Source organism: Haladaptatus sp. AB618 (genome assembly GCF_024136965.1).
Lineage (GTDB): Archaea > Halobacteriota > Halobacteria > Halobacteriales > Haladaptataceae > Haladaptatus.
Genome location: NZ_JAMYJX010000014.1, coordinates 1 through 17,816, shown reverse-complemented (window position 1 = coordinate 17,816; position 17,816 = coordinate 1). Strand labels below are relative to the sequence as shown.

At 62.3% G+C, this 17,816-nt stretch carries 9 protein-coding genes; 8 read left to right on the top strand and 1 reads right to left on the bottom strand.

Going from position 1 to position 17,816, the window contains the following annotated elements:
• Positions 1 to 248: 248 nt before the first annotated feature.
• From NKF26_RS22990 to NKF26_RS22955, 8 genes are all read left to right on the top strand, one after another.
• Positions 249 to 1,016: an IclR family transcriptional regulator gene (locus NKF26_RS22990; RefSeq protein ID WP_253225935.1), complete on the top strand. Its 768-nt coding sequence runs from the start codon at positions 249 to 251 to the stop codon at positions 1,014 to 1,016.
• A gap of 174 nt (positions 1,017 to 1,190) precedes the next feature.
• Positions 1,191 to 3,152, top strand: coding sequence for a 3-hydroxyacyl-CoA dehydrogenase/enoyl-CoA hydratase family protein (locus NKF26_RS22985; protein WP_253234936.1), 1,962 nt, complete (start codon positions 1,191 to 1,193; stop codon positions 3,150 to 3,152).
• Positions 3,142 to 4,332, top strand: a complete 1,191-nt coding sequence (locus NKF26_RS22980) for a beta-ketoacyl synthase N-terminal-like domain-containing protein (protein WP_253225933.1) — start codon at positions 3,142 to 3,144, stop codon at positions 4,330 to 4,332. The genes NKF26_RS22985 and NKF26_RS22980 overlap by 11 nt, the downstream gene beginning before the upstream one ends.
• 53 nt (positions 4,333 to 4,385) lie before the next feature.
• Complete coding sequence (locus NKF26_RS22975) at positions 4,386 to 4,886, top strand: Zn-ribbon domain-containing OB-fold protein (RefSeq protein WP_369682184.1); 501 nt, start codon at positions 4,386 to 4,388, stop codon at positions 4,884 to 4,886.
• The gene (locus NKF26_RS22970; RefSeq protein ID WP_253234934.1) at positions 4,883 to 6,511 is read left to right on the top strand and encodes a long-chain fatty acid--CoA ligase; all 1,629 of its coding nucleotides are present in this window, start codon (positions 4,883 to 4,885) and stop codon (positions 6,509 to 6,511) included. Before NKF26_RS22975 ends, NKF26_RS22970 begins: the two co-directional genes overlap by 4 nt.
• 291 nt (positions 6,512 to 6,802) lie before the next feature.
• On the top strand, positions 6,803 to 7,552 hold the full coding sequence (locus NKF26_RS22965) for an IclR family transcriptional regulator (RefSeq protein WP_253225930.1): 750 nt from the start codon (positions 6,803 to 6,805) through the stop codon (positions 7,550 to 7,552).
• A gap of 483 nt (positions 7,553 to 8,035) precedes the next feature.
• Positions 8,036 to 10,003 (top strand): archaea-specific SMC-related protein, encoded by a 1,968-nt coding sequence (locus tag NKF26_RS22960; protein WP_253225929.1) that lies wholly within the window; start codon positions 8,036 to 8,038, stop codon positions 10,001 to 10,003.
• Between the two features lie 420 nt (positions 10,004 to 10,423).
• Positions 10,424 to 14,605, top strand: coding sequence for a glycoside hydrolase family 2 TIM barrel-domain containing protein (locus NKF26_RS22955; protein WP_253234933.1), 4,182 nt, complete (start codon positions 10,424 to 10,426; stop codon positions 14,603 to 14,605).
• A gap of 13 nt (positions 14,606 to 14,618) precedes the next feature.
• Here NKF26_RS22955 and NKF26_RS22950 read toward each other — a convergent pair.
• Positions 14,619 to 17,816 (bottom strand): glycoside hydrolase N-terminal domain-containing protein (locus NKF26_RS22950; protein WP_253234932.1); only part of this gene is annotated, 3,198 nt, incomplete at its 5' end.

Sequence of the window (17,816 nt, the reverse complement as noted above, 5' to 3'; positions counted from 1 at the left end):
GCTATGATTGTAACGTTGAACGCGAACGGCAGATACCGAAAATCGAACTGTGATTTCGGCGTTCGTTCGATGATAGCGAACTACGGGTGACGGTCCTGCCGTCCACTACTTTTTCGATGCGTTCGATTCGAAGACTCGCGGTAACCCGTAGAGACGGAGAACGTCGTGATTCCAGCCATGCCGAGAATCGGTTCGAGCGAGGGCACTGGCTGCCAAGATTTAAATATAAATCGTGATGTTTATCAACTATGGGCGCAGGCATCGATGGCACGGGGCGAATAAAATCCGACGAAACGCTATTCGCTATCATAGAACAGTTGCAGGAACGGGACGGGGCGGGCGTTTCGGAACTCGCCCGCGAGTTGGACATGGCCAAGAGTTCCATCCACAAGCATCTGAGCACCATGTCCGAGCACGGATACGTGGTGAAACGAAACGGCACCTATCACGTCGGACTCCAATTTCTGAACGTCGGCGAGTACGCTCGGGATAGCTACGAACTATATCATGCCGCGAAGTCACAAATCCACGACCTCGCGGCGGAGACCGGCGAGATGGTTTGGTTGATTGTCCCCGAAAACGGCCTCAGTTGGTTTCTATACGGTGCGAAGGGGAACACCGAAATCAGCGAGGAATCGATCATCGGATCACGGGCGTACCTCCACCACAACTCCGGCGGCAAGGCGATTATGGCACACCTTCACTCGGACGAAGTCGAGCGAATCATCGACCGGCACGGACTCCCGGCAAAAACCGAAAACACCATCACCGACCGGGAATCGCTGCGAACACAACTCGAAACCATCCGGGAACGCGGCTACGCGGTCAATCACGGGGAGGACATCGCGGGTATTCACGCCATCGGCGTCCCGCTGATTTTCGAAGGGGAAGTTCGCGGCGCGCTATCGGTCGCTGGCGCCGCACGGCGAGTTACCAGAAACGAGCGCGAAAGCGAACTAGTGGAACGACTCCTCGCCGCCGCGGACGACGTGGAGGTCAACTTGGCGTATCAGTAGCCCTGACGGCCCCCGATAGCCCCGTTTCGCGTCCCTGCCGTCCGACCGAAACGGAGCGTCGAATCGTTCGCTCACAGCGAACGATTGGAGTAATTAGGGTGCGACGATGGCCCATATGGCATTCGGTTACACGGACCACAATGTTGAAACGTATGCTCGCAGATATCCTGAGTGATGCTATCGGAGTCAATAGACCGCGTCACCGTTCTCGGTGCCGGAAGCATGGGGCACGGAATTGCGGAAGTGGCGGCTATAGCCGGATATCAAGTAGTGTTGCGTGACATCGAGCAGGAGTTCGTCCGGGACGGCTACGAGGAAATCGAGTGGTCGCTCGGGAAACTCGAAAAGAAGGGACGACTCGACGAGGATGCCGAGGCGGTCCTCGGCAGGGTCTCGACGGCGATTGACCTCGAAGAATCGGTCGCCGACGCCGACCTCGTCGTCGAGGCCATTCCGGAACAGATGGCGTTGAAACGGGAGACGTTTGCGACCATCGACGAGGCGGCACCCGACCGAGCCATCCTCGCTACGAACACGTCCAGTCTCAGTATCACCGAAATCGCTTCCGCAACCGAGCGCCCCGAACGGGTCGTCGGGACGCACTTTTTCAACCCGCCCGTGAAGATGGACCTCGTGGAAGTCATCGAGGGTGAGGTGACGAGCGACGAAACGGTCGATGCGGCGTTCGACTTCGTCGAGGCGCTCGAAAAGACGCCGATTCACGTCCGGAAGGACGTTCACGGCTTCGTGGTGAACAACGTGCTCCTCCCGTTCATGGAGGAACCCGCGCGGATGCTCGCCGCCGACGAGACGACGGTTCGGAAGGCCGACGCGGCGATGGTGTACGAACGAGGATACCCGATGGGGCCGTTCGAACTCCTCGATTACACCGGTATCGACATCGCCTACCACTTCCGCGAGGAGGCCGGGCAGAAACCGCCCGACCCTATCGCCGAACGAGTCGAGCGCGACGACCTCGGAACGAAATCCGGAGCGGGGTTCTACCAGTACGAGGACGGGGACGGTGCGACGTACGAACCCGACGACGGCGAAGGATTCGATACGCTCCGCGTCGAAGCGCTGATGGTCAACGAAGCGGCGAAACTCCTCGGGAACGACGTGACGACTCCGGAGGAGATCGACATCGGAATGCGACTGGGTGCGGGCCTTCCCGAAGGTACCTGCTTGACGGGGGACAAACTCGGTCTCGATACCGTCCTCGACAAACTTCGAACGCTCCACGACGAGACGGGCGAAAGCCGATTCGTCCCGGCGGATTACCTCGTCGAACTCGTCGAGTCCGGAAAAACAGGCGCGGACGCGGGCGAAGGGTTCTACCAACACGGCGAGGGTAGTCCGTTCCACTACGTCAGTTACGACCTCTCCGAGGACGGCGTTCTCACGGTTACGCTCGATAGGGCCGAGCGTCTCAACGCCTTCTGTCCCGAGATGTTCGAGGAAGTCGACCGACTGCTGTCGCGGGAAATCGACGGCGACGACGTGGTCTGTGTCGTCTTCGAGGGGGCAGGCGACCGAGCGTTCTCTGCGGGGGCGGACATCACGGGCTTTACGACGTCCTCGCCGACGGAGATGATGGACGTGGACGACGTGTTTCGGACGGTGTACCGGTACGACCGCCCGACGATCGCGAAGATAGACGGCTTCTGTCTCGGCGCTGGGTTCGAACTCGCACTCGCATGCGACCTCCGCGTCGCGACCGATTCGGCGCGGTTCGCGAGTCCCGAAATCGATCTCGGTCTCATCCCCGGCGGCGGCGCGACCCAGCGCCTCGTCCGTCTCGTCGGCGAGACGCGGACGAAAGAACTACTGTTCACCGGCGACCAGATCGACGCCGAGCGCGCACGAGACTGGGGAATCGTCAATCGAGTCGTACCGGAGGACGAGTTGAACTCGGCCGTGGACGAGTTCGTCCAAAACTTCGTCGGCGGGCCGACGACGGCACTGAAAATCGCAAAGCAGGTCGTTCACGAGGGACAGGACGCCAGCCTCGACACCGCGCTGGCACTCGAAAGCAAAAGCTTCGGACTCCTGACCAGCACCGACGACATGCTGGAGGGCGTCACCGCCTTCCGACAGGGACGCGACCCTGAGTTCGGTGGTGGAGATGACGCGTAACGTCGGCATCGTTGGCGGCGGCCACACGTCGTGGGGGCGGCGACAGGCGACGTGGAAAGATTTGGCGCAGGAGGCCGGGAAGGCGACGTTCGACGCGGTTCCTGGCATCGGTCCGGAAGATGTTGAAGGGCTGTTCGTCGGTGCCGTCCAACCGGAACGGTTCGCGTTCCAATCGCACGTCGCGCCGCTCGTCGCCGAGTTATTGGGAATCGACGTGGATTCGATGATCGCCCGCACCGAACTCGCCTGTGCGAGCGGGCAGGCGGCGCTGCGGTACGCGTGGCTCGCCATCGCAGCGGGGCAACTCGACGTGGCGCTCGTCCTCGGCGTCGAGAAGATGAACCTCCCGAAATCTGCGAGCGAGGAAGCGCAGGCGAGCATGACGAACGTCCTCGACCGGGAGTTCGACGGCGTCAACGGGTTGAACGCGCCGCCCTACTTCGCCATGATCGCCCAGCGACACATGCACGAATATGGAACGACCCGCGAGCAACTCGCGCAGGTCAGCGCGAAGAACAAGAGCCATGCCGCCCACACCGACTACGCGCAGTTTCGGAAGGAAGTGAGCGTGGACGACGTACTGGAGTCGTTTCCCCTCTCCCCGCCGCTGTGTCTGTACGATTGCAGCGGCGTCACGGACGGCGCGGCGGGACTGCTTCTCGTGAGCGAGGAAAAGGCCCGCGAGGTGACCGACGAGGCGACGTGGATAACCGGGAGCGGACAGTCGTGTATGGCGAGTAACTCCATCAACAACCTCCCGTCGCTGTCGGCGTGGCCGCAGGCGACCGTCGCCGCCGAAAACGCGTACGAGCAGGCCGGGATCGACGATCCACTCCGCGACCTCGACGTGGCGGAGATTCACGACTGCTTTTCCATCAGCGAAATCGTCGAGTACGAGGACCTGGGCTGGGTCGAGAAGGGTGACGGCGGGCAGTTCATCGAGGACGGACGGAGCGAACTCGACGGCGACATCGCGGTCAACCCGCGCGGCGGCCTGTTGGGATGCGGACACCCGCTCGGCGCGACGGGCGTCTCGCAGGCGCTCGAAATCCACTCGCAGTTCACGGGCGACGTGCCGTCGGAACGACGCGTCCCCGATCCCGAAACCGGAATGATACACAACTTGAGCGGGAGCGGTTCCGTCCACAGCATCATGATTCTGGAGCGTGAGCGACCATGACCGACGAAGGGAACGAAACGCGGAGGAATGAGGATCGGACGAACGGGAAACGGATGAACGGCGAGAGCGACCGGCGGACGACGGTCGAACTCCCGGAAACCATCGAACTCCCGCGACTGCTCGACTTCTACGAGCTACAGACCGACGAACACACGCGAATCCACGAGTTCTACGACAATCTCCGCGCCGGGGTGCTCTCGACGACGCGCTGTCGGAACTGCGGCGAGCGACACTATCCGCCGCGAGTCGTCTGCCCGGAGTGTACGAGCGACGAACTGGAGTACGTTGCCCTCCCAGACGAGGGCAAATTGTACGCGTTCACGGCCGTTCGGGGCGGCGCACCGCTCGGAATGGGCGACGACGTACCGTTCACCGTCGGCGTCGTCGAACTCGACGGCGTCCGGTTGTCCGCACGTATCGACGACGCGGACGTGGACGACCTCGAAATCGGCGACCCGGTGGCCTTGAAAGTCGTCGAAATCGACGACCCCGCCGACCACGAGCGTGTTTTCTACCGGTTCGAACCGAAGCGGCGCGGAGCTGACCGACCATGAGCGAGTACGAACTCACCATAACGAAGTGCCTGCAACGGGCGAACGACCTGTACGACCACAAGGAAATCGTGACGAAACTCCCCGACGGAGGGATTCATCGCTACACGTACGGCGACGCGTACGAGCGGATTTGCCGACTGGCGAACGCGCTAGACGAGTTCGGTCTCGAAACGGGGGACCGGGTCTCGGTGATGGCGATGAACAACTACCGACACTACGAACTGTACTACGGGCCGAGTTGTAGTGGGCGGAGCATCCACACTACCAACCATCGACTCCCCGAGGAACACCTCATCGAGATCATCAACGAGGCCGAGGATCGCATTCTCTTCGTTGATCCAGCGTTCGTCGAGACGGTCGAGTCCATCGCCGACCGAATCGACACCGTCGAGCAGTACGTGGTCAACGCAGCCCCCGAGGAAGTTCCGGAGACGTCGCTCGATCCGGTCACGTCCTACGAAGCGTTCATCGAGGGACAACCGACGAGCTATGACTGGCCCGAACTCGACGAGAATACCGAGGCAGGGCTGTGTTACACGTCGGGGACGACCGGTCTCCCGAAGGGCGTCCAGTACACCCACCGCAAACTGTATCTCCACGCGATGATGCACGGGATAGTCGACACCTTCGGAATCGGCGAGAACGACGCCATCCTGCCGGTCGTTCCGATGTTCCACGTCAACGGCTGGGGATTCCCGTACTCGGGGACGCTCTACGGGTCGAAGCTCGTGCTTCCCGGCCACTACACGGACTCCGATGCCGTCCTCGAACTCATCGACGCCGAGGACGTGACCATCGGCACGGCGGTTCCGACGGTGTGGATAGAGATAGACGGCTACCTCCGAGACCACTCGGACCGCACCGTCGAGTCGCTGGAGAAGGTCATCATAGGCGGGGGATCCCCACCGGAGTGGCTCATCGAGCGGTTCGACGAGGTGTACGACGCGCCGGTTTACCAAGGGTACGGGATGACCGAGGCGGCACCGCATCTGGTGAACACGTTCGATACGACGGAAGTACAGTCGCTCCCGCAGGAGCGCCAGTACGAGTTCCGGATGAAAGCGGGAATCCCAGCGCCCGGCGTCCGACTCCGCCTCCGAACCGTGGACGGCGAACCGGTTCCGCACGACGGCGAATCCGAGGGCGAGATTCAGGCACGAGCGCCGTGGCTTATCGACCGCTACTACGACCGCCCGGCGAAAACCGAGTCGTCGTTCTCCGACGATGGGTGGTTCAAGACCGGCGACGTCGGCACCATCGACGAATTCGGCTACCTCACGGTCGTGGACCGACTCGACGACATCATCAAGAGCGGCGGCGAGTGGATATCCTCGCTCGAACTGGAGAACGAACTGATGGGTCACGAACGGGTCGAGGAGGCGGCCGTCATCGGCGTCGCCCACGAAAAGTGGCAGGAGCGACCGGTCGCCTACGTCACAGCGGACGGCGTTGCCGAGGGCGATCTCGAAGAACACCTCCTGAAACGATTCCCGAAGTGGTGGCTCCCCGACGAAATCGTCTTCGTCGATGCGGTTCCGAAGACGACCACCGGGAAGTTCAACAAGAAGGAATTACTCGAGGAGTTCGAGACAGAACACGGGTCGCTTCCGCTCGAAACGGAGTAACGACCCCGTCTCTCCTGACGTTGCCGTCCTCTCCGCGACTTCGGTGACGACGTCCGAGTACGAATCGACTCCGCGAGCAGGGTTTCGTACGAAACGATCCGACGCGGTCGGGGAGCCACTTTCTCGCGGATCGATAAATCGGTGCGGCAGTCGCTTTGCCCGACGACGACACCCTGTTGTTCAACGCTCTTCACCGCAGTTCGTTACGAACAGGCGAGTGGAACGGAGATGGTCGCTCCGATCGTCCGAAATAACCGAACGATTATGGGAGCGTACACTGTTCGCATCGGTATGGAACGAACATCTGCCCCCCTCCAAACGGTCGTCCGCGCATTCGAAATCATCGAACTACTGTGGGAAGGAAACGTAACCGGGCCATCCGACGTTTCGAAACAAATGGGAATGCCACGAAGCACCGCACACGATTACCTTAAGACGTTGCAAGCGACCGGCTACGTCGTTCGACGGGACGGTCAGTATCAGGTCGGATACCGATTTCTGGCCATGGGGAGTCGGTTGAAGCATCGGAGCCGTCTCTTTCACGCCGCGAAGCCGGTAGCAACGGAATTGGCCGCCGAGACGGGAGAACTCGTGACCGTCAGCGTCGAAGAACGGGGACGGTGGGTCGTTCTCCACAACGAAGGCGGGACGCGTGCGCTCAATCTGGGGACGTATCCCGGACGGCGAACACCGCTCCATTCGCACGCCGCCGGGAAGGTTCTGCTCGCGCATCACACCGACGAGTACGTCGAGGGGGTGTTCGAAACGCACGGCTTGGATCCGGTGACGGAACAAACGATAACCGACGCGGACGTGTTGTGGAGCGAATTGCGAACGATTCGAGACGACGGGTACGCGGTGGACTGCAACCAACAGATACCGGGGATGTGCGTGGTGGCAGCGCCGGTGTGCGCCGAGACGGATCTACTCGGCGTGCTTTCGATCGCGTGCCCGGTGGACAGATTACAGGATTCGACGTACCGCTCCGAACTGGTCCGGCACGTCCGGCAGAGTGCAACGGTTATCGGCGAACAGTACTAAAACCGACGGTGGGGACGTACACGGGATACAACCAGAAAACGACGGAAGATGGAGGCGTGGGTGAAATCGATGGAAGGACTCACATCAGGACGTACGACGTCCCTCGTACCCGTCGAGGTGCGTTCGGATATTTCGGACGGCGTACCGACGAGGTCGTAAAAAACGACGTCACAGCGGGTGACGATTTTTATTCGCTACCGGAAATTTCCCAGATGTTAATATCCATAGTAATTTCATTGGCAACCACCAATATATGAATAATTCTATTCGTTTGCACCGGATAGTTTCAGTGAGTACGAGACGAAAATGGAGAATCCAACCGGCGAACTCCCGCAAGCGCGGCGGAGAAAAATCCCTCAAATATCGACTCCTGAAACATCCGACGAAAGGATAGAGAGCCCCGCTACCATTACAGAAATAGTACTGTAATTTTCTCGCACAGAAAATGAACCATTTATATTGGAGGAAGCACAACGAGTTCCTATGGAACTATCGGACAAAGCCTTGAACCAGGTGGATCTAAGCGTCCAAAACATCGGCGGCATCGACCAAACGGAAGTCAGCTTTTCCCCCGGAGTGACCGCCCTCACCGGTCGCAACGCGACGAACAGAACCTCCTTGCTACAGGCGATAATGGCGGCACTCGGTAGCGACCAATCCTCGCTGAAAGGGGACGCAGAGGAGGGTACCGTCGAGATGACTATCGGCGACAAATCGTACACGCGAACGTTGACACGCCAGAACGGGACGGTCGTGACCAGCGGCGACCCGTATCTCGCCGACCCGGAACTCGCGGACCTCTTCGCGTTCCTGCTCGAATCGAACGAAGCGCGCCGCGCGGTCGCACGCGGGGACGACCTGCGCGACCTCATCATGCGCCCCATCGACACCGATGCGATCCAAGCCGAGATCGAACAACTGCGGGACGAGAAACGGCGACTCGACGACGAGCTCGACGAACTCGATTCGCTCAAGGAGGAACTACCGGGGCTCGAAGAGAAACGAACCAAACTGCGAACCGAGATCGAGGAGAAACAGGACGAACTGGCCGAGAAGGAAGCCGAGTTGGAGGACGCCGATGCGGACGTCGGCGAGTCGAAATCCGAGAAGGCCGCACTCGAAGAGAAACTCGATGAACTGAGCGACACGCGCTCACGGTTAGAGGATATCCGATACAACATCTCGACCGAGGAGGAAAGCATCGAGGCGCTTCGGGACGAAGTTGCGTCTCTCGAAGACGAGCAGGCGGACGATTCGGATGCGTCGGAGACGGACGTATCGATGATCACGGAGCAAATCCAGCAACGGCGGGACGAAAAACAACGGCTGGATTCGACGATGGCCGAGCTCCAGACCATCATTCAGTTCAACGAGGAGATGTTGGAGGGAACGAGCCCCGAACTGCTCTCGGCGCTTCGAGATGGAGAGCACGGAGGGCACACGGAGTCGAACGAGTCCCTCACCGACCAACTCGTCTCCGACACGGAAACGGTCGTCTGTTGGACGTGCGGAACGGAGGTCGAAAAATCGTCGATCGAGGGGACGGTCGAACGGCTTCACGAGCTTCGACGGGAGAAACACGCCGAGCGCTCGTCGCTCGAATCCGAGATATCCGAACTTCGGGACGAAAAACAGGAACTAGAGGAGGCACAGCGACAGCGGGAACGCACGGAACAGCGCCTCGACCAACTCGAATCGGAACTCGAAGACCGAGAAGCCCGGTTGGACGACCTGCGCGGGACGCGGACGGAGTTGACCGACGAGATCGAAGACCTCGAGGGACGGGTCGAGGAACTCGAACAGGAGGAGTACAGCGACGTGCTGGCGCTTCACAAGGAGGCGAATCAACTCGAATTCGAACTCGGGCGACTCGAATCCGACCTCGACGACGTCGAGGCCGAAATCGAGGAGATCGAATCGCAGGTCGGTGAACGCGAGCGGATCGAGGAACGGCGGGAGGACGTTCGGGAGGAACTGGCGGACCTCCGGACGCGGATCGACAGGACGGAGTCCGAGGCGGTCGAGCAGTTCAACGAGCACATGGAGACCGTGCTCGACTTGCTCGATTACGCCAACCTCGAACGAATCTGGATCGACCGAACCGAACAGGACGTTCGGGAGGGACGCCGCAAGGTCACCAAAAGCGTGTTCAACCTGCACGTGATCCGGAGCACGGAATCGGGGACCACGTACGAGGACACCATCGACCACCTCAGCGAAAGCGAGCGTGAGGTGACGGGACTCGTCTTCGCCCTCGCCGGGTATCTCGTGCACGAAGTGTACGAATACGTGCCGTTCATCCTGTTGGACTCGCTCGAAGCGATCGATTCGAACAGGATCGGCACGCTCATCGAGTACTTCAGCGAGTACGCCGGATATCTCGTCGCCGCGCTGCTGCCCGAGGACGCCGCCGCCGTCGACGAGCGACACGAACGCGTGACCGAGATCTGACGACGCGCTCACCGAGCGCGTTTACCGGTGCCGTACCGGTGGAACGGATCACCGTACCGAGGATGGAGAACGAGTGTCGGGAGAACCACTGTCGAATGGTTGTTGACATACGTTTTCAAATAGTCCAGAGTCGTCGAATATTATTCTAGATAGTAGTAAAGGAATATACAATAAGGCAGTATTTTGCCATATGGTTCGAGTATGACAGAAAATCCAGATATCGTTTTGTCGTTCCCTGATATGCACAACAGTGGACAGTTGGGTGGCCGTTCCTCGGTATAGTGACCGACCGTTCCATCGTATCGTTCGTGAACGAATATGAAAAATTAGTCCCAATACATTTTAAATAGTACTGCTCACTATTTGTTTCCCAACGGGTAGAAAACGGCGACACGCGGTTTTCTAGCCGGAGGTATACGAATGAGCAAGAACGATTCACGGAGTTCCGAGACGCAGAGCCGAACGGGGGCGACAAGACGAACGTTCCTACAGATGACGGGGGCGGGTGCGCTCGTCCCGCTGGCCACCACCGAGGTGAACCGAGCGGCGGCGGTCGAACCGTCCGCAACGGACACACCGGAGACGGAGGGGGGTGGCCCCGGACGGATAGGGAACTTGACCGACTACATCGAGGACCCGAGCGTGTTCGCACAGCACCGCGAACCCACGCACACCACGCCGACGATACCGTACGGGTCCGCCGAAACCGCCCGCCGCGCCGACGAACCGTTCTCGGCGTTCGAGGAGCGGTTCGCGGAATCGGCGTACTTCGAACTACTGAACGGCGACTGGGAGTTCGCGTTCTACGAGCGCCCCGACGAACGGCCGTCGACGCACGACGAAACGGAGTGGGAGGACATCACCGTCCCCCGACCGTGGCAAATCGAGGGGTACGGCCAGTACATCTACACGAACTGGCAGGAGACGTGGGTGAACTACGACCCGCCGCTCGAAGGGGACCTGGTACCTGCCGACGACGGCACCGTCGATATCCCCGACATCAACCCGACCGGCACGTATCGCCGGACGTTCGACGTCCCGGAGGACTGGGACGGGAGGGAAACGTTCCTCCACTTCGAGGGCGTCAAGCAGGCGTACTTCGTCTGGGTGGACGGCGAGTACGTCGGCTTCCAACAGGGGTCGATGACGCCGGGCGAGTTCGACATCACGGACCACGTCACGCCGGGCGAAGAACACCGACTGACGGTGCAGGTGTACCGCTTCTCGGATGGCGAGGCAATGGAGACCATCGACATGTTCCGGTACTCGGGCATCTACCGGAGCGTCTACCTGTTCTCGACGCCGAAAGTACACGTCAGGGATTTCGACGTCGAATCGGGACTGGACGACGAGTACGAGGACGGCCACCTCCGAGTCACCGCCGAACTCGCGAACTACGGCGATGCCCGCGGCAGGTACGAAGTTCGCGGAACCCTGCACGAACCCGAGGATGACGACGAAGGGAGCGCTACCGTGGACTGTGGCGACGGAAGAGGACCGAAGAAAGTCGAGCTATCGGGCGCGACGGCGGTCGATTCCGACGGCGGGGTGGTGACGCTGGAAACCGACGTGGACGCCCCGAAACAGTGGTCCGCCGAACACCCGAACCTCTACACGCTCGTGCTCGAACTGGTGGCCGAGAACGGGCGGACGACGGAGGTCGTGCTCGACAAGGTCGGGTTCCGGACCTACGAGGTGAACCGCGGCGGTCCCGGCGCACAGGTGCTGGTCAACGGCGAACCGGTCAACCTCGGCGGGACGAACCGCCACGAGACCGACCCCGATTCGGGGCGGACGCTCCCCGTCGAGACGATGCGGGCGGACTTCGAGCGGATGAAACAGTTCAACGTCAACTCCGTCCGGACCTCCCACTACCCGAACGATCCGACGTATCTCCGACTCGCCGACGAGTACGGAATTTACGTGATGAGCGAGGTGTGCTGTGAGACCCACTGGTGGGAGGGAATTCTGGCCCAGACGACCGCCTTCCACGAGCAGACGGTCGAGCGCTTCCGGCGGATGCTCCTCCGGGACCGCAACCACGCGTCCATCTTCGCGTGGTCCACGGGCAACGAAGCGGGGACCGGGGCCGAACACATCAACATGGCCGCGCTGGCGGTCGGGTCCGACGACCCGCACGTTCCGGACAGCACGGCGGACGCGGCACGCCTCGCACCCGAACCGGCCGAATCGTTCGACGGGGACGGCATCGAGGCGCTCGCGCCCGACAGACTCCTGTACCACCAGCCAAACCACGGCGGTTGGGACATCGAGTACGCGGACATGCTGGGTCCGCGCTACATCGATCTCGACACGCTTCTCGACCTCGCGGCAGGGAACGACGTGAGCGACAGTCCGCGGTTCGGCGACAAGACGGCGGGCGACGGGTCGCCCGGCGACGGCAAGCGTCCGGTCGTGATGGGCGAGTACAACCACGCTATGGGAACCAGCCTCGGCCTGGTCCATCGGATGTGGTCGGAGTACATCCAGCCGACGGTCAGGAAGGCACGCGACGGGAGTGGGAGCGGAAACGACGGCGTGCTGGTCGGGTCGCCGACGGTCGGCGTCGGGCGAACGGGCGGAAGCGTCACGTTCCGCGACGGCGATTACATCGACTTCCCGACCGACGCGTCGGATTTCGCGTCCGGCGATTTCACGGTCGCACTGACGTTCGAGGGCGTCGAACCGGGAACGGGAACCGACCTCGTTTCGATGGGTGACCGAACGGTGCTCGCTCTCGGCGAGGACGGTCGGATCAAATTCGGTGGAAAAGTCGCCACTGGCGGCGGCTCCGTGGCGGCCACGGCCGCGGACAGCGACGAGTGGCACACGCTCGTCCTCGTCCGCGACGGCGGTCGGTTGCGGTTGTACCTCGACGGTGAGCGCGTGGCCGAGTTCGGCCACGCGCTGGGGTCCTTCGACGCGAAGACGAAGTCGAAGTCGGTTCGCGTCGGCCCCGCGCCCGGTAACGGAAACCGGAAGAACGGTTTCGACGTGACGGTCGACTCCATCCACGCCATCGACCGTGCCCTCTCCGGGGACGAGGTGGACGACGTGGGCGATATCGCGGCCGACGAGGGCGTCCTGAGCTACACCTTCGCGGGACTGCTCCGCGACAAGAGTCTCCAAGGCGGGTACATCTGGGACTGGGTCAACCAGGACGTGACGCGGACGACGACGGTGGACGGCGAGAGCGTGGAGTACGCCTTCTACGACGGCAACCCGTTCTGCATCAACGGGATGGTCTGGTCCGACCGCGAGCCACAACCGGAACTCTGGCAGCTCAAGCACAGCCAACAGCCCGTAAAAGCCGCACCGGCGGACCTGAGAGACGGTGAGCTGTACGTCACCAATCACTACAACTTCACGAACACGGCTGCGGTGGACTACCGATGGGAACTCGTCGCCGACGACAAGACGGTGCAGTCGGGCGAACTGAATCTGGACATCGAACCCGGCGAGACGCGGGTGGTTCGGGTTCCGTTCGAGGAACCGCGCGAACCGACCCCCGGAACCGAATACTGGCTGAACGTTTCGTTCAGAAACCCGGAGGCGTCGGCGTACGCCGAGGCCGACTACGAGGTGTCCCGGGAGCAATTCGAACTGCCGTTCGAAGCGGAAGTGAAACGGTCGCCGTCGCTCGATAGCCTTCCGTCGCTCGACGCTTCCGAAACGGACGCCGGGGTGGTCGTCACGGGCGACGGGTTCGAGTACCGGTTCGACACCGACGTCGGGACTATCACCTCGATGCGGTACGAGGGGACGGAACTGCTCGAACGCGGGCCGCTGTTCAACGCGTGGCGCGCACCCATCATGAACGAGGTGCAGGCGTGGGGAAGCGAACAGGCCACGAGTTGGCAGACGGCCGGGTTGGATTCGCTCGAAAACGTCGTCGATTCCGTGTCGGTCGAGCGACCGGACGATTCGCTGGTCGAAATCGACGTGAAGAGCTTCGCGAAGGGCAAGAAGGCGAAGTCGGGAGGAAAAGCCGCTGGATTCGAGACGACCTACAGGTTCCACGTCTTCGGGAACGGCGCGGTTACCGTCAGCGTCGATGCCACGCCGAACACGGAGTTGCGGGACATCGTCACCGATTACCTCCCGAAAGTGGGCCTGCAGGTCGAAGCGCCGAGCAGTTTCGGCCGGTTCGAATGGTACGGCCGCGGACCGCAGGAGACGTATCCAGACCGAAAGACGGGCGTCGATATCGGACGGTACTCTGGAACGGTCGCCGACCAGTACGTCCCGTACATCCCGCCGACGGACAACGGGAACAAGGCGGATACCCGCTGGGCGACCCTCTCGGGCGACGACGGGGCCGGACTGCTCGCCGCCGCGACGGACGAGCCCATGAACGTGAGCCTGAATCGCTTCTCGAACCTCGCGGAAGCCGAATACGAGTACGAACTCGAAGACCGCGGGTCGGTGGCGTTCAACCTCGACCACCGCGTTTCCGGCGTCGGCGGAACGCCGGTCGAACCCTACGACGAGTTCCAAGTCCAACCGGAAGAAACGTCTTTCGAGTACCTCCTCCGCCCGTTCACGGTCGGGGAGGACGACCCGATGGCGCTCGCTCGGACGGGGTTCGACGGGGACGCCTGAAAAAAGACGGAGACTACTCCCCGTCGTTGGACCGAACCGGAACCGTCACTTCCTTTTTCGCGCTGTTGTCCGTCTCGTCGCGTTCGCGCAGTCGCCGCGCCGGGTCTACGACGACGCGGAGTTGGCGGGGGCCGTCGGGGATACAGGAGGTGTCCCACTCGATGGTCGCCTCGAACGATCCGTACGACGGGATGGCATCGACCGGAGCCTCGCCGATGGTCGAGGGATGATCATCGGTCACGTCGATGACGCGGACGGCCGTCGGCGGGGTCTCGCTTCGACTCGCGTTTCGGACGACGACGGACACGGTGTGCGTGGCTTCCCCCGTTCGCTCGACTTGCACGTCGGTCGGGTGGACGGACACGTCGCGTTCGACCACCGGCGTCACGTCGTTCGTCCGGTCGCCGTCGGTGAGCGTTCGGTTCGGATCGATGACGGCCCAAACGTGTCCGATTTCGGGGAGGGCGTCGGTCGCCGCCTCGACCGTCGCGTCGAACGCCTCGCCCGGTTGAATCGACGGGATTCGCCGTTCGGCTATCGTCGGCCGGTCGGAGTCGCTCACGTCCACGAATCGAAGTCTCGTCGGGGACGACCGCGCGGTCCCGTCGTTCCGAACCGGTACCTCGATTCGGGTCGTCTCCCACGTCTCGGTGATGGAGATCGACTTTGGATCCAAGGTCAAATCCGGCAGTTCGACCGGTTTGGCCTCGAAAACGAGTTCCTCTCCAGCACGCGTGTCCACCTCGACGACCTGCGGGCCGATTCGGTCGAGGGATTCGTCGCAGTCCGTGTTCGATGCGGGGTCCAACTGAACTCCGAAGGTACGGAGACGACAGCGGTTGCCCGCCGACGAGCGGACGACGGCACGCCGGAGGCGGCCGTCGTCCCATTCGAGATCGACCTCGAACCCGCCAGCGGCTTTGAGGCCGGACACGCGTCCGGATTCCCACGCGTCGGGGAGCGCGGGGAGTAGTCGGAGTACGTCGTCGTGGTCCTGTAGGAACATCTCCGCGATTCCCGCGGTGCCGCCGAAGTTGCCGTCGATCTGGAACGGCGGGTGCATGTCGAAGAGGTTCGAAATCGTGGACTGCTCGAACAACTTCCGGAGGTGTTCGTGCGCCAGGTTACCCTCCTCGAACCGCGCCCACTGGTTTATCGTCCACGCCCTGCTCCAACCCGTCCACCCACCGCCGTAGGTCAATCGGCGTTCGAGCGCGTTCCGGGCCGCGTTCGACAGGATCGGCGTTCCCCGGAGCGTGATGTCGCTTCCCGGGTGGTTCGCATACAGGTGGGAGATGTGTCGGTGTCCCGGGTTCGACTCCTCGTAGTCCTCCAGCCACTCCTGCAGGGTTCCGTTCGCGCCGATTTGGAGCGGCGGCAGTCGGGCGACCGATTCGGAAAGCTCGTCCCGGAGCGACGGGTCGGCGTCGAGGATTTTCGCGGCTTCGATGGTATTGTCGAACAGGTCGCGGATCAGTTCGATGTCCATCGTCGGCGCGACGGCGTACAACGCCTCGTACCCGTCCGAGTCCACGAACCAGTTCTCCGGCGAATTCGAGGGAACGGTGACGAGTCGGCCCTCGTCGTCCTCGATGAGATAGTCGAGTAGAAACCGCGCGGCGTCCTTCATCACCGGGTACGCGACGGATTCGAGGTACTCCGCGTCCCGGTTCACGTCGTAGTGCTCCCAGAGTCGCCGACACATCCACGCCGCGCCCATCGGCCAGACGCCGCCGAACCACGTCGGTTCGGTGCTCCCCCACGGGTCCGAGGAGATGTGGTTCACGAAGCCGTCCGCGTCGTAGTGGACCGCCGCGGTCTCCGCACCGGGGCCGCGGAGGAAGTCCATGTACTCGACCATCGGTGCGGCACAGTCCGAAAGGTTACAACGCTCGGCGGGCCAGTAGTTCATCTGGAGGTTAATGTCCTTGTGGTAGTCGGCCTGCCAAGGCGGCGTCATGGACGTGCTCCAGATTCCCTGGAGGTTGGCCGGTAATCTGCTCGGCGGTCGGGAGCTTCCCATCAACAGGTAGCGTCCGTACTGGAAGTACAGTTCCGTGAGATGCGGGTCGTCCGCACCGTTTTGCACCGCTTCCAACCGCTCGTCGGTCGGTATCGGCGGACCGTCGTTTCCGCCCAGTGCGAGTTCGACCCTCCGGAACAGTTCGCGGTGGGCCTCGACGTGCCGCCGCCGCAGTCGGCCGTAGGGAGGTTCGAGGGAATCCAGTCCCTCGGAGACGGCCGCGGTCGGGTCCTCGTCCGTGCGGTAATCCGTCGCGGCGTCGAAGGTGAGCGTCAGGGCGTCGGCGTCGCGCACGCGAAGCGTCCCGTCTTCCGCCGAGACGGTCCCCGAATCCCCCTCGGGGAACGCCCGAACCCTCCCTTCGAAGGTGACGCCAGGGGCTGGGTTTTGGACCGTCCCGCGAAGGACGAGTTCGTCCCCCTCGGTCGCGGTCCGTGCGTCCTGTTCCCGCGTCATCGCCACCGACGTCGATATCTTCCCGTCCGATTCGAGACGGACGACGAGCGCGTCGTCAGCGGCCGACACGAACACTTCGCGGGTGTATCGGGTCCCGTCCGCGACGTACCCCACGCGGACGATTCCCTCGTCCAGATCGAGTTCCCGACGGTAGTCGGTGACGTCGCCGTGGTCGAACGCCAGTTCGAGTTCGCCGAACGGCTGGTACGGCCTGATGAGGGTTCCGTACTCCGGTGGGTCGCCGAGCATGTCCGGGTCGATGAGCGCCTCGGCCGCCTCGTGTTCGCCCGCGAGGAGGAGTTCCCGAACCCGCGGGAGGACCGCCACCGCGTTCGGATTGTTCTTCGGCTCCTCGTCGAATCCCCCCGCCCAGATGGTCTCCTCGTTCAGCCGAATTCTCTCGGTCCGAGGGGTCCCGTACACCATCGCCCCGAGTCGGCCGTTGCCGAGCGGGAGCGCCTCCAACCACTCGCTGGCGGGTGATTCGTACCACAGGGACAGCGGTGATCTGTCCGCTCCGGTTTCGGTCGGGTCGTCGTCGGCAGTCGCGGTTCCCGCCGTTCCCGCGACGACCGAACCGATGCCGGTTGCCCCTGCCATCCGAATGACGTTTCGGCGGGTGTATCCCGCTGACGGATGTCCTGTGGCCGCGTCGGACGTCGGTCCCGATTTTGGTCCCGATGTCGATTCCGTTCCTTCCGATGTCGATTCCGTTCCTTCCGATGTCGATTC